The sequence below is a fragment of the Streptomyces sp. col6 genome (genome assembly GCF_008042035.1).
GTDB lineage: Bacteria > Actinomycetota > Actinomycetes > Streptomycetales > Streptomycetaceae > Streptomyces.
On sequence record NZ_RDBL01000010.1, the window covers coordinates 60,198 to 80,368 of the forward strand.

Here is a 20,171-nt window from a genome sequence, read left to right on the forward strand (position 1 = left end):
GGTCGCTCCGTCTGCGTGCCCGTATGACGCCCCTTCCCCACATCCGACAGGCGGCTTCCCCGCACGATGGGAGTGACATGTCACAGGCTCGTCCTGGCGACGCACCACCGGTCCACGACCTCATAGGCATCGGCTTCGGGCCGTCCAACGTGGCCATGGCCATCGCGATCAGTGAGCACAACGCGCGCTCCGGGACGCAGGAAGCGGTGACCGCACGGTTCTTCGAGCAGCAACCGCGCTTCGGCTGGCACCGGGGCATGCTGATCGACGACGCCACCATGCAGGTGTCCTTCCTGAAGGACCTGGTGACACTCAGGAATCCGGCCAGTGAGTTCAGCTTCCTCTGCTACCTGAAGAGCAAGGGACGCCTGATCGACTTCATCAATCACAAGAACCTCTTCCCGCTGCGGGTGGAGTTCCACGAGTACTTCGAGTGGGCCGCCGCCCAGGTCGCCGACCTGGTCTCCTACGACCACGAGGTGGTCGGCGTCACCCAGGTCGTCCGGGACGGCACCGTCGAGTTCCTGGACGTCACTGTCCGGTCGGGGGAGGGGCTCACGGTCCACCGCGCCCGCAACCTCGTCATCGGCACCGGACTGCGCCCGCTCGTGCCCGAGGGCGTCGAGCGTGGCGACCGCGTCTGGCACAACTCCGAACTGCTGACCCGGGTCGGCGAGCTGGACGGCACCTCGCCCACCCGCTTCGTCGTCGTGGGCGCCGGCCAGAGCGCCGCCGAGAACGTCGCCTATCTCCACCGCCGCTTCCCCGGCGCCGAGATCTGCGCGGTCTTCTCCCGCTACGGCTACAGCCCCGCCGACGACAGCAGCTTCGCCAACAAGATCTTCGACCCGGACGCGGTCGACGAGTTCTACGCGGCGCCCGAGAGCGTCAAGCGCCGGCTGATGGACTACCACGGCAACACCAACTACTCGGTCGTCGACATCGACCTGATCGACGACCTGTACCGGCAGATGTACCAGGAGAAGGTCCTCGGCACCGAGCGGCTGCGCTTCCTCAACGTGTCCCGGCTCACCGAGGTCAAGGAGACGCAGGACAAGGTACGCGCCACCGTCACGTCCCTCGTCACCGGCGAGGAGACCCTGCTCGACGCCGACGTCGTGGTGTTCGCCACCGGCTACAGCCCCGCCGACCCCCTGGGCCTCCTGGGCGAGGCGGCCGAGCTGTGCCTGCGCGACGAGGAGGGCCGGGTCCGCGTCGAGCGGGACTACCGCATCGCCGCGGACACCGCGCTCAACTGCGGCATCTACCTCCAGGGCGGTACGGAGCACACCCACGGCATCACCTCGGCCCTGCTGTCCAACACCGCGATCAGGGTCGGCGAGATCCTGGACTCGCTGCTGGACCGGAGCGTCAAGTCCGCCCCCGACGCCGCCCGTCCGGTCATCGACAAGAGTGGCGGCACCGCCCGCTAGGACGGCCGGTCGCGGGCACCGTCCCCCTCCCACGGAGGCGGTGCCCGACCGCTGTCCCGGCCCGGTGGATCAGAGAGATAACGTACGTCGACATGAGCACGACTGCAGTGGAGCGCCCCCTGCCCAAGGAATCGGCGCCGGCCCGCCGACGACGGGTCATGGGTCTGGGCGCGCTCGCGGTGACCGTCCTGGTCGTGGCCGCCCTGTCCCTGGCCGTCGGGGCGCGCGCGCTGACACCCTCCGAGGTGTGGCACGGCCTGTTCGCGGGCCCGGAGTCCGATCAGCGGCTCTCCGAGATCCGGCTCATCGTGCAGACCGTGCGCGTACCCCGCACGGTCCTCGGGATCGTGGCGGGTGTGGCGCTCGGGGTCGGCGGTGCGCTGATCCAGGGGTACACGCGCAACCCGATCGCCGACACCGGGCTTGTGGGGGTCAACGCCGGCGCCTCGTTCGCCGTGGTGTCGGTGATCGCCCTGTTCGGGTTCACCGACCCGCTCCAGTACGTCTGGTTCGGCTTCCTCGGATCGGCGGTCGCCGGCGTCGTCGTGTTCGGCCTCGCCAGCATCGGCCGCGGCGCGGGCAACCCGCTGACCCTTGCTCTGGCCGGACAGGGGGTCACGGTCTTCCTGGCGGCCATGACCACGGCCGTCGCCCTGTCCGACGTGAAATCGCTGAACGCGCTGAGGTTCTGGAACGCGGGCTCGGTGGCGGGCATCGGCTTCGACGTCATCTGGCCCGTCACCGCGTTCGTCGCGGTCGGGCTGGTACTGGCCCTGGTCATGCTGCCCTCGCTGAATCTGCTCAACCTCGGTGACGACGTGGCACGCGGACTCGGTGTCAACATCGCGCTGAGCCGGACGATCGGCATCGTCGCCATCACGCTGCTGGCCGGCGCGGCCACCGCTGCCTGCGGCCCCATCGCGTTCCTCGGACTGATGGTGGCCCACGTCGCGCGGTATCTGACCGGGCCCGACTACCGCTGGCTGGTGCCGTACGCGGGTCTGCTCGGCGCGGTCGTCCTGCTGGTGTGCGACATCGTCGGGCGCCTGGTGGTACGGCCGGGGGAGCTGGACGCGGGGGTCGTCGTCTCGCTGCTCGGCGCGCCGTTCTTCGCGGGCCTGGTGTGGCGAGGAAAGTTCAGGAGCGCATGAACGGCACGGAGTTGAAAGCATCGGTCACGGGGGGCGTCCGCGTCGGCGGTGTCTCGTTCGTCTGGCGGCCCTGGCTCGTCCTGGTCACCCTGCTGCTCGCCGCGGCGGCGTTCCTGGTGTTCTGCCTGTCCATCGGCGTCGGCGACTTCCCGATAGGCCTGTCCCGGGTGGTCGCCACCATCCTCGGCCGGGGCGAACAGGTCGACGAGTTCGTCATCATGGACCTGCGGATGCCGCGCGCCCTGGCCGGCGTCGTCGTGGGCGTCGCGCTCGGGGTGTCCGGTGCCATCACCCAGTCCGTCGCGCGCAACCCCCTCGCAAGCCCCGACATCCTCGGCATCACCGGGGGCGCCAGTGCGGTCGCCGTGTTCCTGGTGACGGTCTCGGGCGGGGCCGCCACGGCGGTCACGAACTCCGTGGGTCTGTCGGCGGCGGCGCTCCTGGGCGGTCTCGGCACGGGGCTGATGGTGTACTTCCTGGCCTGGCGGCGCGGGATCGACGGCTTCCGGCTCATCCTCATCGGCATCTCGGTGAGCGCGGCGATGGAGGCGATCACGACCTGGCTCCTGACGTCGGCCGACATCCGGGACGTGGCACGGGCCCAGGCCTGGCTGGTCGGTTCCCTGGACAACCGGTCGTGGGGCGAGGTCCGGGTGGCGCTCTGGTGCACCCTCGTCCTGCTGGCCTTGGTGGTCTGCCTCGCCTTCCAGTTCAAGCCGTTGCACCTCGGGGACGAGGTCGCGGCGGGGCTCGGCGTCCGGTTCAACAGGGTGCGGGCCGTCATGCTGCTGTGCGCGGTCCTGCTGGCCGCCTCCGCGGTGAGCGCGGCGGGCCCCGTGCCCTTCGTCGCGCTCGTCGCGCCGCAGGTGGCGATGCGTATCGCGAGACACCCGACGCCGCCGATGGCCGCCTCCGGCCTGGTGGGCGCGCTGCTGCTGACCGGTTCCGACCTGATCGCGCGCACGGCCCTGCCCGACGGCCTGCCGGTCGGTGTGGTGACCGCCGCGATCGGCGGACCCTTCCTGGTGTACCTGCTGGTCCGGGCGAACCTCAGCAAATGACAGACGAGTCGGACAACCCGAGCAGAGGGGGGCCAGTGGCCGCGCATCTCACCACCACCGGAACCAAGGCGGTGGGCGGCGACGCCCCACGGCTTGCCGCCAGGGGCATCAGGGTCGGCTACGGCGGCCGGACGGTCATCGACGGCCTCGACGTCGAGATCCCGTCCGGGGTGGTCACCACCATCATCGGCCCCAACGGCTGCGGTAAGTCGACGCTGTTGCGCACCCTGACCCGGCTGCTGAAGCCGGCCGGCGGCGCCGTCGTGCTGGACGGCGAGGACATCGCCTCGCTCCGGACCAGGGACGTGGCGAAGAAGCTCGGCCTGCTGCCCCAGACGCCCGTCGCGCCCGAGGGGCTGACGGTCTCGGACCTGGTCGCCCGGGGACGCCACCCGCACCAGAGCTGGCTGCGGCAGTGGTCGTCGGACGACGCCGACATCGTACGGCGCTCGCTCGCTCTGACCGGGGTCGCCGATCTCGCGGACCGGCCCGTCGACTCGCTCTCCGGCGGACAGCGCCAGCGCGTGTGGATATCGATGACCCTGGCTCAGGGCACCGACCTGCTGCTGCTGGACGAACCCACCACCTATCTGGATCTGGCGCACGCGATCGACGTGCTCGACCTGGTGGACGACCTGCACGAGTCCGGGTGCACGGTGGTGATGGTCCTGCACGACCTCAACCTGGCCACCCGTTACAGCGACAACCTGGTGGTGATGCGGGAGGGTTCGGTCCTGGCGCAGGGCCACCCGCGCGATGTGATCACCGCGGAGCTGCTGGACGAGGCGTTCGGGCTGCGGGCCATGGTGATCGACGACCCGGTGGGGGACCGGCCGCTCATCGTGCCCATCGGGCGTACCCACGTACAACTGAAGTAGTTTTGAGATCAATCAAACGGCAAGTAAGGCTAGGCTGCCCTCAGTGAGGCGGGGTAAGGTTTGCCTGCCCTTTGATCGGGCCTCAATGGACAGTGTGAAAGCAAGGGATTCGGATGCTCCTCGACAGAACCACGCCCACCAGGTCGCGGCGGCGGCTCGCAGCGGTCATCACCGCGGCGGCCCTCGGCGTCGGCCTCCTCGCGGGCTGCGGCTCCGACTCCGAGGACAAGGCGGCCGACAAGGCCCCGTCCGCCTCGGCGGGCGGCGCCTTCCCTGTCACCGTGGAGCACGCCTTCGGGTCCACGAAGATCACCAAGGCCCCGCAGCGGGTGGTCTCCGTCGGCTACACGGACGACCAGGACGTCCTGGCGTTCGGCATCAAGCCGGTCGGCATGGTCGACCAGTACCCGAACCCCGAGGGCAAGACCCCCGACATCAACACCCAGTGGCCCTGGACCAAGGACAAGTGGGGGGACGCCCGCCCCGAGGTCATCATGAAGAACGGTGACTCCGGCCCCAACTACGAGAAGATCGCGAGCCTTCGGCCCGACCTGATCGTCGCCGTCTACTCCGAGATCGACAAGGCCGCCTACGACAAGCTGTCGAAGATCGCCCCCACGGTCGCCCGCACCAAGGGCGAGAAGGAGCCCTTCAGCGCCCCGTGGCAGGACAACGCGGTGCACATCGCCAAGGCCCTCGGCAAGGAGAAGGAGGGCAAGGAGATGGTGGCCGGCATCCAGGAGAAGCTGGACGCCGCCAAGAAGGCGCACCTCGAGTTCGCGAAGCAGACCGCTGTCGCGCTGTCCTGGTACGACAACTCGGTGGCGCCGTTCACCACCACCGACGTACGCGGCCGACTGCTGACGGGCATCGGCTACCAGGGCGACACCGAGATCGACAAGATCGCCGGCGGCAAGTTCTACACCAAGCTGTCCCCGGAACGCATGGACCTCGTCGACGTCGACCGCGTCTTCGTCATCAACGACAAGGCCGACACGGAAGCCCTGAAGAAGTCCGAACTCTTCCGCAACCTGAAGGTGTTCAAGGAGGGCCGCGTGACCTACCTCCTCGACAGCGAGGGCCCTGCGGTCGGCGCCGCCATCTCGCAGGGCACGCTGCTGTCCATGCCGTACGCGGTCGACGAGCTGGTGAAGGCGGCGGCAGCCAAGTGACCGACGCCGCCCCCGCCCTCCACCGGCACGCCCCGGCGTCCGAGTGAGTACGACCGGCATCCGTGCCGCCTCCCCGTCGACGCTCCGTACGGCGACGGGCGGTGAGGCCACCCGCTGGCTCACCGCCCACTGCCGCGCGATGCCCTGGCTGACGGCCGCGACCCTCCTCACGACCGTGGCGGGCGCGGCGCTCCAGGTACTCCCTGTGCTGCTGCTCGGCCAGGTGGTCGACGGGGTTGTGGACGGCGAGTCGCGCACGGTGCTGGTCAGGGTCGGGGCGCTGATGGTCGCCGCCGCGCTGCTCGGCGCGGCGGCCACCGCGGCATCGACGTATCTGATCGGGCGTCTCGGCGCCGACCTGCTGGCGACGCTGCGGGAAGGCGCCGTCCGTGCGGTGCTGGGCATGCCGAGCGCCCGGCTGGAACAGGTCGGCCGCGGTGATGTGCTCTCCCGGGTCGGCGACGACGTCGCCGTGCTCTCCCGGGGCATCAGGAGCGCGATCCCCACCGTGTTCTCGGCGGGGGTGCTCGTCGCCATCGCCACCGTCGGCATGTTCGGCCTGGACTGGCGGCTCGGGCTCGCGGGCGCCGGGGCGCTGCCGGCGTACGCACTGGCGCTGCGCTGGTACCTGCCGCGCTCCGCCCCGCTCTACCGCGAACAGCGCACGGCCCAGGCCGACCGCGCCCAGGCGCTGATCAGCGGCCTCAACGGGATCGACACGGTCCGGGCGTACCGCCTGGAGGGCGCGTTCCGGGAGAAGGTCACCACCGAGTCCTGGCGGGTACGCGATCTGGGCGTCGACGTCTTCCGCTTCTTCGGCCGGTTCGTCGGCCGGGAGAACCGCGCCGAGTTCATCGGTCTGGTCCTCATCCTCCTGGTCGGCTACGCCCTGCTGGAGGGCGACGCGGCCACCCTCGGCGAGGTCGCGGCCGCACCGCTGATGTTCCACCGGCTGTTCACCCCGCTCGGCGCGATCATGTTCACCTTCGACGAGGCGCAGAAGTCGGGCGCGAGCCTGACCCGTCTGGTCGGGGTGCTGGGGGAGGACACCGACGACCGGCTCGTGGGAGACCCCTCCGTGGCACCCGCTCCCGACGTGCCGTATCCGGTGACGGTGGAGGGGCTGACGTATCGCTACCCCGGTTCCGACGAGCCGGTCCTGCGCGACGTGAGCCTGGCCATCCCGGCCGGCGGCTCCCTCGCGCTGGTCGGGGCCACCGGCGCCGGCAAGTCGACCCTGGCCGCGCTGATCGCCGGCATCGGCAGCCCCCAGTCGGGATCGGTGCGCATCGGCACGACCGATCTCGCGGACGTGGACGAGGCGGGCGCGCGGGCCCTGGTGAGCATCCTGACCCAGGAGACCCATGTGTTCTCGGGTCCGCTCGCCGACGACCTGCGGCTGTCCGCGCCGGGGTCGAGCGACGCCCAACTGCTGGACGCCCTGCGCACGGTCGGCGCCGCCGACTGGGTGGAGGCGCTTCCCGAGGGGCTCGACACCGCGGTCGGGGAGGGCGGTGAGCGGCTGGACGTCACCAAGGTGGCCCAGGTCGCCCTGGCCCGTCTGGTGCTGGCCCGTTCACCGGTCGTGGTGCTCGACGAGTCCACCGCCGAGGCGGGCAGCGAGGGCGCCGCGGAGCTGGAACGCGCCGTGCTGGCGGCCTGTGCGGGACGCACCACGCTGTTCGTGGCGCACCGGCTGACCCAGGCGATGGCGGCGGACCGCATCGCCGTCCTGGACGCCGGGCGTGTGGTCGAACAGGGCTCCCACCAGGAGCTGGTCGCTCTCGGCGGCCGTTACGCGCGTCTGTGGCGAGCGTGGCGGGAAGGAAGTTAGGCATGCCTGGTTAGGTTAGGCTCAGCTAACCATCTCGGAGAGAAGCGGAGTCCTCGATGTCGGAACCGAGCGGTCACCACGTACGGCTTTCTCCCCGGGGGCTGGCCGACCTGCGCCGGCGGACCGGCGACCGCGACGACCGGACCCTCACCGAAGCGTGCGCCATCGGCCTGGCGTACTGGGCGAGCGGCCGGAGCCCGGAGGGAATCGACCTGACTCCCGCCACCCTCTTCGCCGATGTGCTCGCCTGGGCCGACAACGGCGGTACGGCGCCCGCCGGCTGGCAGGTCGGCGCGGACGGCCGGAGCATCGCGCTCCCCGACGGTGTGGCGCGGGAGGACGCGCAGCTCGCCCTGGACGACCTCGCCGACTTCCCCGGCCGGCCGCTGGGCACCATCGCCCCGTCCGGGCCCGCCACCCGGACCGAGGAACTGGCCCGCTGGAACGACACCGGGGCGGACCGGGACCGCCCCACGATCGTGGAGATGTTCCGCGAGCAGGCGCGGTCGAGGCCGGACGCCGTCGCGATCGTCGACGAGCACCGCACCCTGACGTACCGCCAGGCAGCCGGACTCAGCGCCCAGCTGGCCCATCACCTCGTCGCGCGCGGCCTGACCGCCGAGCAGGTCGTCGGGATATCCCTCGGACGGTCCGCCGAGATGGTCATCGGCCTGCTCGGAGTGCTGCAGGCCGGGTGCGCGTTCGTCCCGCTGGATCCGCTGTGGCCCGCGGCCCGGCGTGCCGTCGTCGCGGAGGACGCCAGGATCGCGCTCCAGCTCAACACGTCGGGCGAGCAGACCACGGGAGAGCCCGAGGCCGTGGGCGTCGACCTCGACGACTGGGCCTTCGCCGCCCACCCCGCCGACCCGCCCGCCGTGGCCGTCGCCGGCGAAGCCCTCGCCTATGTGATCTTCACCTCCGGCTCGACCGGCCGGCCCAAGGGCGCCATGATCCGTCACGAGGCCATCAGCGAACGCCTGTTGTGGCAGTCCCGCGAGATCCTGGGCTTCGGCCACGACGACGCCTCGCTCTTCAAGGCCCCGCTCTCCTTCGACATCTCCGTCAACGAGATCTTCCTGCCGCTGGTCACCGGCGCCCGGCTGGTGGTCCTGCGGCCGGGCGGCGAGCGCGACCCGCACCACCTGCTGAGTGTGATCGCCGAACACCGCGTCACCTTCACCTACCTGGTCTCCTCCATGCTCGACGTCCTGCTGGAGATGACCGGGGAATCCGGCCGGCTCGACAGCCTGCGGCATGTGTGGTGCGGCGGTGAACTGCTGACCCCCGAGCTGTACGAGCGGTTCCGCACCCGCCTCGACATCCCGCTCTACCACGGCTACGGCCCCGCCGAGACGACGATCGGCGTCTCGCACGTCATCTACCGGGGCGAGGCGGAGCGCCTGTCCACCTCCATCGGCAGGGCCAACCCCAACACCCAGCTCTACGTTCTCGACGACGAACTGCGCCCGGTGCCCGTCGGAGTCGGCGGCGAACTGTACGCGGGCGGGCTCCTGCTGGGCCGGGGTTACGTCAACGCTCCGGGACTGACCGCGTCCCGCTTCGTGGCCAACCCCTTCGCGCAGGACGGCTCCCGGCTCTACCGCACGGGCGACCTCGCCCGGTTCCTGCCGGACGGCTCGCTGGACTTCCTCGGCCGCGCCGACAACCAGATCAAGATCCGCGGTATGCGGCTGGAGATCGAGGACGTGGAGGCCGGTCTCGCCGAGCACCCCCGCGTACGCCACACCTGCGTCGTCGCCCGGAAGAACACGGCCGGCGGGACCTACCTGGTGGCGTACGTGATCCCCGCCGCCGGACACGAGGAGCTGACCCCGGACGACGTCCGGGTGTGGGCCGAGGCGCACCTGGTGGAGTACATGGTGCCCACCCACACCGTCGTGCTGGACGCCTTCCCGCTCACCGCGAACGGCAAGACCGACCGGGCCGCGCTGCCCGAGCCGGTGCTCGCCGGCGGTCCGCTCACCGAGCCCGCCACCGACGACGAGCGCACCGTGTGCGCGGCGGCGGCGGAGGTGCTGCGGCTGGACGCGGTCGGTGTCGACCAGGACTTCTTCCGCCTCGGCGGGGACAGCATCCTGGCGATCTCCCTGCTCAGCGCCCTGCGCAGGTCCGGCCTCCACGTCACCGCGCGCCAGATCTTCACCCACAGCGTCATCGGCGAACTCGCGGCGGTGGCGAGCCGCGAGGACGTCCTCACGGCCCGCGACGACGACGAGCCCACCGGACCCGTCGTGGGCACGCCCATCGTGCGGTGGCTCGGCGAAACCACCGACGCGATCGACGGATTCGTGCAGTCCGTGGTGCTGAACACCCCCGCGGACCTGACCGCCGGAGCGCTGGACGACATCCTCACCGCCGTCGTCCGCCGGCACGACATGCTGCGCGCCCGGCTCGTACGCGGCGAGCACTGGGGCTTCGACATACCCGCGGCGAACGGCGCCGTCGCCGCCTGGGAGGAGAGCGACGAACCGCTCGACGCCTGTGTCGCCCGCGCCACCGCCGGTCTCGACCCGGACCACGGTGTGATGCTGCGCTCCGTCTGGCGCCGCGAGGCCCGCCAACTGGTCCTGGTCGCCCACCACGTGGTCGTCGACGGCGTCTCGTGGCGCGTCCTGACGGAGGACCTGGCCACCGCCTGGGAGCAGTCCGCCGCGGGCGCCCCGGTCCTGCTGCCCCGTGAGGGCACCTCGTTCCGCCGCTGGGCCGGACTGCTCGACCGCACCGGCTTCGACGCCGACCGGGACCACTACGCGCGCCCCCTGCCGGGCCCCGACGGACCGCTGGGCCGCCGGCCCCTGTCCGAGGACGACACGGTCGCCCGGGAGCACGAGCGGACCTTCACGCTCGGCCCCGCCACCACCTCCGCCCTGCTGGGCGAGATCCCCGCCAGGTTCCACGCCGGCGTCAACGACGTCCTGCTCACCGGTCTCGCCGTCGCCCTCGCCCGGTGGCGGCGCGACCGGGGCCGGGACCAGACCTTCGCGCACATCGAACTCGAAGGACACGGCCGCGAGGGCCAGGCGGTCGCGGACACCGCCGGATTCGAGCCCGACCTGTCGCGGACCGTGGGCTGGTTCACCACCCTCTTCCCCGTCACCGTGGATCCCGGCGCGGCGGCCGACCTCACCGACCCCCGCTACCTGGCCGCCGCGCTCAAGGCGGTGAAGGAAGACCTCGCCCGCGTCCCGCACAACGGCCTGTCCTACGGCACCCTGCGCCACCTGCACGGCACCGTCGCGTCCGCGCCCGCACCCCAGGTGCTCTTCAACTACCTGGGCCGGTTCGACGCGGGCACCGGCGGGGACTGGCAGTTTGCCGGAACCACCGGGCAGCTGGGCGAGAAGCGCGACCCGCGTATGCGGCTGCCGCGCGCCCTGGAGTTCAACGCCATCGCCGAACCCGACGCGAGCGGTGCCTACGGCCTCGCCACCACCGTCTCCTGGCCCGAAGGTGTGTTCACCGACGAGGACATCGACACCCTCGGCGGATACTTCCAGGACGCCCTGACCGCCCTGGCCGCGCTCGACGGCGGCGGGCACTCGCCCAGCGACTTCGCGCCCGTCCCGCTCACCCAGGCCGACGTCGACGCCCTGGACGGCCCCGCCCTGCGGGACATCCTGCCGCTGACCCCGCTGCAGGAGGGCCTGTACTTCCACTCGGTCTTCGACGACGACTCGGCGGGCAGCTACGTCGAGCAGCAACTCCTCACCCTGGAAGGCGAGGTGGACCCCGGACGGCTGGCGGCGGCCGCCACCCGGCTGCTTGCCCTGTACCCGAACCTGGCCGCACGCTTCGTGGCCCTCGCCGACGGCCGCGTCGTCTCCGTGCTGGAGAGCGGCACCGAAGCCCCCTTCACCGTCCTGGACCGGCCCGGCATCACCGACGAGGAGATCCGCGGCCTCGCCGAGCGCGACCGCCGCGCCGGCTTCGACCTGGCCGCGGGCCCGCTCATGCGGTACACGCTCGTCCGGGGCGGCCCCGGCCGCACCGTGCTCGTGCAGACCGTGCACCACATCGTCGCCGACGGCTGGTCCGTGCCGCCGATGCTCCGCGCGCTGCTGGCCGAGTACCACCGGCCCGGCGCCGCCTACCGGGCGGGCGGCTTCCCCGACTACGTACGCCTGCTCGCCGGACTCGACGACGAGGAGAGCGACCGGGTCTGGGGCGAACAACTCGCCGGGCTGCCCGGTCCGTCCCTGGTCGCCGAGGGCCACACCCCGTCGGACGGGTTCGCCGACACCGCCGTGGAACCCGCCCACGACATCGACTCGGCCGCCCGCGCGGCCGGGGTGCCGCTGAGCGTGGCCGTCCACAGCGCCTGGGCGGTGACGCTGGGCGGTCTGCTGCACCGCGACGACGTGGTCTTCGGCTCCACGGTCTCCGGCCGTGACGCCGAGGTGCCCGGCATCGCGGACATGGTGGGCCTCCTCATCAACACCATTCCGGTACGCGCCCGTTGGGACGCGTCCAGCACCGCCGGTGATCTGCTCGCCTCCGTACGCGATCACCAGAGCGCGGTCCTGGCGCACCAGCACGTCTCCCTGGCGCGGATCGGCCGGCTGGCGGGCGCCGCCGCCCGCTTCGACACCCTGGTGGTGTTCGACATCGCCACCGATGTGGCCGCCTTGCGCGGCCCCGACGACGAGCTGGTCGTCGCCGGCATCGTGAACGAGGGCGCCCCCCACTACCCGCTGACCCTGGTGGTGGAGCGCGCGTCCGACGGCCGCCCCCGCTTCAACCTGATCTACGACGGCGCACTCCTGCGGGAACCCGGCGCCCGGCGCATCCTCGACACGTTCACCCGCACCCTCACCGGCCTCCTCACCCGGCCCGGCACCCCGGTCGTTGAACTGGCGACCGAGGACACCGCGCCCCTCGCACCGTCCACCCCCACCACGCTGAGCGCCCTGTTCGACGCCGCCGCCCGACGCGACCCGGCCGCCACCGCCGTCACCCGGTGCGGCCTCGACGGCACCACCGATTCGCTGACCTACGGCGAACTCGCCGCCGCCAAGGACCGGTTGGCCGCGACCCTGCGCGCCGCCGGTGTCCGGCCGGGGCTGCGCGTCGCCGTCGCCGTCCCGCGCTCGCTGGAGCAGGTCACCGCGCTGATCGCCATCGTCTCGGCGGGCGGCGCCTACGTGCCGCTCGACCAGGCGTACCCGGACGAGCGGCTTGAGTACATCCTCGGCGACGCCGCCCCGCAGGCCGTCCTGGTCGGCCCCGACGAGCGTGAGCGCTTCACCGGGCTGCTCGAGCGGGCGGGCGTCCCGGCCCGGGTGCTCGTCCTCGGCGACGAGCCGGCCGAGACCGGCGGGACGCCGGAGGCCTCCGCCGGCCCCGCCCCGCACGATCCCGCGTACGTCATCTACACCTCGGGATCGACCGGCCGGCCCAAGGGCGTCGTCGTCCCCCACCTGAGCGTGGTCGCACTCCTCGCCCACACCCGCGCCGACATGGACTTCGGCCCCGACGACGTGTGGGTGCAGTTCCACTCGTACTCCTTCGACTTCGCCGTCTGGGAGCTGTGGGGCGCGCTGGCGCACGGCGGGCAGCTGCTGGTCCCGGACTACGGGCTGACCCGCTCCCCGGTCGACTTCCACCGGCTGGTGTGCGAGCGCGGGGTGACCGTGCTGAACCAGACCCCGTCGGCCTTCTACCAGTTCATCGAGGCCGACCGGCACGCCGGGGAACGGGCCACCGCGCTGCGCCGGATCATCTTCGGCGGCGAGGCGCTTGACCCCGTACGGCTGCGCGGCTGGGTGGAGCGGTACGGCACCGGGTCCCCCGAGCTGGTCAACATGTACGGGATCACCGAGACCACCGTCCACGTCACCCACCGGGTGCTCACCGATGAGGACTTCGGCGCCGACGTCAGCCCGATCGGCGGCCCGGTCCCGGGCCTGACCACGTATCTGCTCGACGACCGGCTCCGCCCTGTTCCGCCGGGCACGGTGGGCGCGATCTACGTGGCCGGCGACCAGGTGTCCCTCGGCTACCTGGGCCGGCCCGGTCTCACCGCCGGGCGCTTCGTCGCCAACCCCTTCGCCGACGACGGCTCCCGGATGTACCACACGGGCGATCTGGCCCGCCGCACGCTCGACGGCGAGCTGGAGTTCGCGGGCCGCGCCGACGACCAGGTGCAGCTCAAGGGTTTCCGGATCGAGCTGGGCGAGGTCGAGGCGGCGGTCCGCGAGCTGGACGGTGTGGTCGACGTGGCCGTCACCCCGTCGGCCGACGGCGACCAGCTCATCGCGCATGTCGTGGGCCGGGTCCCCGGCGACCTCGGCGCACTGCTCGCCGCGAAGCTGCCCGTGCACATGGTGCCCGGCCGGGTGCTGACGGTCGACGCGCTGCCGCTCACGGTCAACGGCAAGCTCGACCGCAAGGCGCTGACCGCACAGGCCGCCACGCAGCCGGACAGCGTCCCCGCGCCCGCGGCCGACTCCGCGGTCGCCGCGCTGACCGCGGTCTTCGCCGAGGTACTGCCGGGCGCCGCCGTCGACGAGGACACCGACTTCTTCATGGCGGGCGGTGACAGCATCGTCGCGATCACCGTCATCAACCGCGCCAGGGCGCTCGGACTGGCCATCGCGCCCCGGGACGTGTTCCTGTGCAAGACCCCGCGCGCCCTCGCCGAAGAGCTGCGCTCGCGCGCCCCGCGGACCGGCGCGCCCGATCGGTCCCGCCCGCAGGAGGGGCCGTTCGCACCGACGCCGATCATCCTGCGCCGACGCGAACTCGGCGGCACCCTCGACCGGTTCGCCCAGGCCCGGACGCTGGTGACGGACGAGGGGACCACGTTCGCCGGCATCGAGCGCGCCGCGAACGCCGTTGTGGCCGCCCACCCGGCCCTGCGCATGCGTCTGGACACCGCGCACGGCGTCTGGACACCGCACATCGGGCCTGCCCGCGAGATCACCGTCGTCCACGCGGACATCGGCGACGCCACACTCGCCGCCCACGACGCCGCCGCACACCTGAACGCCGAAACCGGCGAGGTCGTCGCGTTCACCTGGCCGGCCGCCACCCGGACCCTCGTCGTCACCGCGCACCACCTCGCGGTCGACACGGTGTCCTGGCTGATCCTCCTCGACGACCTGGCCACCGCTCTGCGCGGCGAGGACCTGCCGCCCGCGACCACCTCCTACGCCGAGTACGCCGACGCGCTCACCGCGCAAGCCGCGCACTCCACCGAGGGCCTGGGCGACTGGATCACCGTGCTCGAAGCCCCCGCCGCCCTGCCCGCCGCCGGGGAGCTGCGCGAGACGACCGTGGTCCTCGACCCCGAGGTGAGCGACCGGGTGACCCGTACCGCGCCCGCCGCACTGGGCATCGGCCTGACCGAACTGCTCTGCGGCGCCCTGCGTACGGCCCTGACGCACATCCAGCCCGAGCCCACCGACCTGGCGGTCGACCTGGAGCGCCACGGCCGGGTCCCGGCCCTCGACCACCACGACTACACCCGTACCGTCGGCTGGTTCACCTCCATCGCGCCCGTACGGCTCACCCCGCACACCGACCCCGTCGCGGCTGCCCGTGAGGTCGTGGCGCGCCAGCCCGACGAGCACGGGCACGTCGCCTACGGCCGGCTCCGGTACCTCAACCCGCAGACCGCGCCACTCCTGACCGCCCGCCCGCAGGTGCTGTTCAACTACCTCGGCCGGGGCGGCGAGTCCGACGCCCCGCAGATCACCGGCGGCGAGGGCGACAGCCCGTACGCCGTCGAGGTCAACGCCTGGACCGACGCCGCCACCGGCAGCCTGCACGCCGCGTTCATCCTCGCCGACGGCATCCCCGACGAGATCACCGGGCACTGGCGCGCCGCCCTGGAGCGCCTCGCGGACACCGCCGCGACCGCCGAACGCACGGCACCGGTCACCCCGCTCCAGCGCGGCCTGTACTTCCAGGCCCAGCTGACCGGCGCGACCGGGCACTACGTCGCCCAGAGCTACTTCACCCTCGACCGGCGCCTCGACACCGACGCACTGGCCGACGCGATGGCGTACGTCATCGCGCGGCACCCGGTCGTCGGCGCCGGGTTCACCACCGACGACGACGGCAACCCGGTCCAGATCCTCCGGGCCGGCACCCGCGTCGGCGTCCGCACGGTCGACGCCGGGTCCGAGGCGGAGGCCGACGCGCTGCGCGCCCGGGACCGCGACACCGGGTTCGACCCCGGTGAGCCGCCCCTGATCCGGCTCACCGTGCTCCGCCTGCCCGACGGCCGCGACGGGCTGCTGCTCAGCTACCACCTGCTGCTGTGGGACGGCTGGTCGCGGGAGATCCTGCTGCGGGACCTCTTCGACGCCTACGCGACCCTCGTCGCGGGCGAACCCCTGACCGACGCCACGCCCCGTACGCCCGGCTTCGAGGACTATGCCCGCGCGCTGGCCGCCAAGGACCCCGCCGTGTCGGAGCGGTTCTGGGCGGAGCACCTGAGCGGCCTCACCGGCCCGACGCTGCTCGCCGGCGCCCGGCCGCCCCGCACGGACGAGCTGCCGCACGCGCTCCTGCACACCCTGTCCGCCGAACTGTCCGACTTGCTGCGGGACTCCGCCAAGGCGCACGGCGTCACCCTCAACACCCTGCTCACCGGGGCGTTCGGCCTGCTGCTCGGGGCACACACCGGCCGCGGCGACGCGGTGTTCGGCGTGACCGTCTCCGGACGCGACGGCGACGAGGACCTGTCCGGCATCGTCGGGGTCCTCCTCAACACCGTCCCCATGTGGACCCGCGCCCGGCCGCAGGACACGGCGGGCGAGTACCTGGCGAGCGTCCAGGCCGCCCGGGTCGAGGCCATGGAGCACGAGCACCTGGGACTCGGCGAGATCCAGCGCGCCGGCGGCCACGACACCCTGTTCGACAACCTCTTCGTGCTCCAGAACTTCCTGGACCTGGACGCCCTCGCCGGGATCAACGCCCGGCACGGCATCACCTCGGTACGGGCCGACGACTCGACGCACTTCCCGTTCACCTGGGTCGTCACGCCCGGCGACCGGCTCACCGTCAAGTTGGAGCACCGCGACGACGACTCCGCCGGCGCCCGCCGCCTCCTGGACGGCTACGTACGGTTGCTTGAGGACCTGGCACGGGCCACCGGCCCGCTCGGCGCCCTGCCGGGACTCGAACCGGCGCCCGAGCCCGCCGCCCGCACGGACGTCGGCACGGACACCGTCGTCGACCGCTTCGACCGGGCGGCCGACCGCCACCCCGACCGCGTCGCGCTCGTCGCCGGCGGTGCGGCCATGACGTTCGGGCAGCTCCGGGACCGCAGCCGTGAGGTGGCCGGGGTTCTCGCGGGACGGGGCATCGGACCGGAGAAGGCGGTGGGCATCGCCGTCCCGCGCTCCCTGGACTCCATCGTGGCGCTGTTCGCCGTGCTGCGCACCGGCGCCGCTTACGTGCCGCTGGAACTGGACCACCCGGACGAGCGGATCGCGGCGATCGTCGCGGACGCCAGGCCCGAGGTGACCCTCACCGTGAGCGCCGTCGCGCCCCGCCTCACCGGCGAACTGATCGAGCTGGACCGCCCGTTGCCCGCCGCCGAGCCGTACACCACCTTCGCCCCCGGCGACCCGGACCGGCTGCGGCACCCCGCGTACACGATCTACACCTCCGGCTCGACCGGCCGGCCCAAGGGTGTGGTGACCGAGTACGCCGGGCTCACCAACATGCTGGTCAACCACCAGCGCCGGATCTTCGAACCGGTCCTGGCGGAGCACGGGCACCGCACCTTCCGGATCGCGCACACCGTGTCGTTCGCGTTCGACATGTCGTGGGAGGAACTGCTCTGGCTCGCCGACGGGCACGAGGTGCACATCTGCGACGAGGAACTGCGCCGCGACGCGCCCCGGCTCGTCGCGTACTGCCTCGGCCACGGCATCGACGTCATCAACGTGACCCCGACCTACGCGCAGCAACTGGTCGCCGAGGGGCTGCTCGACGACCCCGGGCGGCGGCCCGCGCTGGTGCTGCTCGGCGGCGAGGCCGTCACCCCGGGCCTGTGGCAGCGCCTCGCGGACACGGAGGGCACGGTCGGGTACAACCTCTACGGGCCCACCGAGTACACCATCAACACCCTCGGCGTCGGCACCTTCGAGTGCCAGGACCCGGTGGTGGGCGTGGCCATCGACAACACCGAGGTGTACGTCCTGGACCCGTGGCTGCGCCCGCTGCCCGACGGGGTCCCGGGGGAGCTGTACGTGGCAGGCGTCGGCATCGCGCGCGGCTACCTCGGACAGCCCGCCCAGACCTCCCACCGCTTCGTCGCCTGCCCGTTCGGCGCACCCGGCGAGCGCATGTACCGCACCGGCGACCTGGTCGTCCGGCGGCCCGACGGAAACCTCTCCTACCTCGGCCGCACCGACCAGCAGGTCAAGATCCGCGGGCACCGCGTCGAACCCGGCGAGGTCGAGGCCGCGTTCGCCGCGCACCCGGCGGTCCGGTTCGCCGCCGCTGTCGCCCAGCCGGACCCCCAGGTGGACGGGGCCCACCGGCTGGCCGCCTATCTGGTGCTCGACGGCGCCGATCTCGCGGCCGTCGCCGCCGAAGTGGGCGCCGCGCTCCCGGACTTCCTGCGCCCGTCCCACTACGCCGAGGTGGACAGCATCCCGCTCACCGTGAACGGCAAGGCCGACACCAAGGCCCTGCCGGAGCCCAAGCCGCTCGGTGTCCTGGCCGGGGCGGGGGAGCGCGCACCGGAGACGGAGACCGAGATCACGGTGTGCGAGTTCTTCGCCGAGGCGCTCGACCTGGACGACGACGAGGTGAGCGCGGTCAGCGACTTCGTCTCCCTCGGCGGACACTCCATGCTGGCGGTCCGGCTGATCGGACTGCTCCGGCGGGAGTACGGTCCAGTGATCACCATCCGCGACCTGCTCACCCTGCGAACCCCCGAAGCGATTGCCGGCCACCTCGATGAACACTCCTGACACCCCCCGGCCCCGCCAGGGCGCCGCCATCCTGCGCACCGCACTGCGGCGCAATGTCGGCGCCATGGCCTGGGGCACCGTTCTCATGGGCCTCTACCAGGCCGGGGAGACCGCGTTCCCGATCGCGCTCGGCCTGATCGTGGAACACACCCTGCAACACCGCAGCCCCACCGCGCTCGGCCTGTCGATCGGCGCGCTGGCCGTGATCATCACGACCGTCTCGCTGTCCTGGCGGTTCGGGATGCGCATCCTGCAGAAGGCCAACACGACCGAGGCGCACCGCTGGCGGGTGCTGGTCGCCGCCTGCGGTCTCCAGCCGGTCGCCCGCGACGTCGACCTGAAGTCCGGTGAGGTCCTGACCATCGCCACCGAGGACGCCGACCAGACCGCCGACATCATCGAGGTGGTGCCGCTGCTGATCAGTTCGCTGGTCGCGGTCCTGGTCGCTGCCGTCGCGCTCGGGCTCGCCGACGTACGGCTCGGGCTGCTGGTGATCGTGGGTACCGTGGCGATCCTGTCCGTGCTGAGCGTGATGTCCCGGCGGATCGGCGCCAGTACGCAGGAGCAGCAGGCCAGGGTCGCGCGCGCCGGTGCCAAGGTCGCGGATCTGATCACCGGTCTGCGCCCGCTGCACGGTTTCGGCGGCAACCACGCCGCGTTCCGCTCCTACCGCCGGGTCAGCACCGAGGCCAAGGAGCAGTCGGTCACCGTCGCCCGGGTGAACGGGGTGTACGCGGGCACCGCGCTGGCCCTCAACGCGGGCCTTGCCACCGCTGTCTCCCTGACGGCCGGGTACCTGGCCTTCGCCGGGCACATCAACATCGGCGAGCTCGTCATGGCCGTGGGCCTGGCGCAGTTCATCATGGAACCGCTCAAGCTGTTCTCGGAGATGCCCAAGTACGTGATGATGGCGCGCGCTTCGGCCGAGCGCATGGCTCTGGTGCTGTCCGCGCCGCCGGTCACCACGCCCGGGACCGGGCGCCCCGAGCCGGGCGGGTCGCTGAAGATCGACGGCCTCCGCCACGGGGTGCTGCGCGGCGTCACGTTCGAGGTGGGCGCCGGGGAGTTCGTGGCCGTCGCCGCCTACCAGCCGCGCGCGGCGGCCGACTTCGCCTCGGTCCTCGCCCTGGGCGTCCCGCCGGAGGCGTACGAGGGAGTGGTGCGGGTCGGCGGGCAGGACCTCGCGGAGCTGTCGGCCGAGGCCGTCCGGGAACACCTGTTGGTGAACCCGTACGACGGGGAGATCTTCGCCGGCACCCTCCGTACGAACATCGACCCGACGGGCACCAGCACCCTGCTGCCCGAAGCCGTCGAGGCGTCCATGCTGACCGACGTGGTCGCCCTCCACCGCGAGGGCCTCGACTACGCCATCCGCGACCGCGGCGCGAACCTCTCCGGGGGCCAGCGTCAGCGCCTCTCGCTGGCCCGCGCCCTGGCCGCCGACTCCGAGATCCTGGTGCTCCACAACCCGACCACGGCCGTCGACGCGGTGACCGAACAGCTCATCGCCCGCAACATCGCGAAGCTGCGCCGGGGCCGGACCACCGTGGTCATCACCAGCAGCCCGGCCGTCCTGGACGCCGCCGACCGGGTCCTAGTCCTGGACGACGGCGTCATCACGGGGGAGGACACCCACCGCAACCTGCTGTCCACGGACGAGGCGTACTGCCTGGCCGTGGCGCGCTGA

At 72.3% G+C, this 20,171-nt stretch carries 8 protein-coding genes; all 8 read left to right on the forward strand.

Features of this window, described 5'->3' with window-relative positions; all coding sequences use genetic code 11:
- Nucleotides 1-77: 77 nt before the first annotated feature.
- The 8 genes from EAO73_RS15200 (at nucleotide 78) to EAO73_RS15235 (ending at nucleotide 20,171) form a co-directional block, all read left to right on the forward strand.
- Nucleotides 78-1,433, forward strand: a complete 1,356-nt coding sequence (locus EAO73_RS15200; RefSeq protein ID WP_147972078.1) for a lysine N(6)-hydroxylase/L-ornithine N(5)-oxygenase family protein — start codon at nucleotides 78-80, stop codon at nucleotides 1,431-1,433.
- Between the two features lie 92 nt (nucleotides 1,434-1,525).
- Entirely contained in the window at nucleotides 1,526-2,584 is a 1,059-nt protein-coding gene (locus EAO73_RS15205; protein ID WP_147972079.1) for a FecCD family ABC transporter permease, read from the forward strand.
- A complete protein-coding gene (locus tag EAO73_RS15210; protein WP_147972080.1) occupies nucleotides 2,581-3,645 on the forward strand; it encodes a FecCD family ABC transporter permease in 1,065 nt (354 codons plus the stop codon). The genes EAO73_RS15205 and EAO73_RS15210 overlap by 4 nt, the downstream gene beginning before the upstream one ends.
- A 35-nt stretch (nucleotides 3,646-3,680) precedes the next feature.
- Complete coding sequence (locus EAO73_RS15215) at nucleotides 3,681-4,523, forward strand: ABC transporter ATP-binding protein (RefSeq protein ID WP_147972081.1); 843 nt, start codon at nucleotides 3,681-3,683, stop codon at nucleotides 4,521-4,523.
- A gap of 113 nt (nucleotides 4,524-4,636) precedes the next feature.
- Nucleotides 4,637-5,695: an iron-siderophore ABC transporter substrate-binding protein gene (locus EAO73_RS15220; RefSeq protein WP_147972082.1), complete on the forward strand. Its 1,059-nt coding sequence runs from the start codon at nucleotides 4,637-4,639 to the stop codon at nucleotides 5,693-5,695.
- 43 nt (nucleotides 5,696-5,738) lie between these two features.
- A complete protein-coding gene (locus EAO73_RS15225; protein ID WP_147972083.1) occupies nucleotides 5,739-7,529 on the forward strand; it encodes an ABC transporter ATP-binding protein in 1,791 nt (596 codons plus the stop codon).
- Between the two features lie 56 nt (nucleotides 7,530-7,585).
- Nucleotides 7,586-18,484, forward strand: a complete 10,899-nt coding sequence (locus EAO73_RS15230) for a non-ribosomal peptide synthetase (RefSeq protein WP_147972084.1) — start codon at nucleotides 7,586-7,588, stop codon at nucleotides 18,482-18,484.
- Nucleotides 18,471-20,171 (forward strand): ABC transporter ATP-binding protein, encoded by a 1,701-nt coding sequence (locus EAO73_RS15235; protein ID WP_147972085.1) that lies wholly within the window; start codon nucleotides 18,471-18,473, stop codon nucleotides 20,169-20,171. Before EAO73_RS15230 ends, EAO73_RS15235 begins: the two co-directional genes overlap by 14 nt.

Bases quoted from the DNA above. Each gene is read 5' to 3' on its own strand.
- EAO73_RS15200 (WP_147972078.1), top strand. From the start codon at position 78: ATGTCACAGGCTCGTCCTGGCGACGCACCACCGGTCCACGACCTCATA.
- EAO73_RS15205 (WP_147972079.1), top strand. From the start codon at position 1,526: ATGAGCACGACTGCAGTGGAGCGCCCCCTGCCCAAGGAATCGGCGCCG.
- EAO73_RS15210 (WP_147972080.1), top strand. From the start codon at position 2,581: ATGAACGGCACGGAGTTGAAAGCATCGGTCACGGGGGGCGTCCGCGTC.
- EAO73_RS15220 (WP_147972082.1), top strand. From the start codon at position 4,637: ATGCTCCTCGACAGAACCACGCCCACCAGGTCGCGGCGGCGGCTCGCA.
- EAO73_RS15230 (WP_147972084.1), top strand. From the start codon at position 7,586: ATGTCGGAACCGAGCGGTCACCACGTACGGCTTTCTCCCCGGGGGCTG.
- EAO73_RS15235 (WP_147972085.1), top strand. From the start codon at position 18,471: ATGAACACTCCTGACACCCCCCGGCCCCGCCAGGGCGCCGCCATCCTG.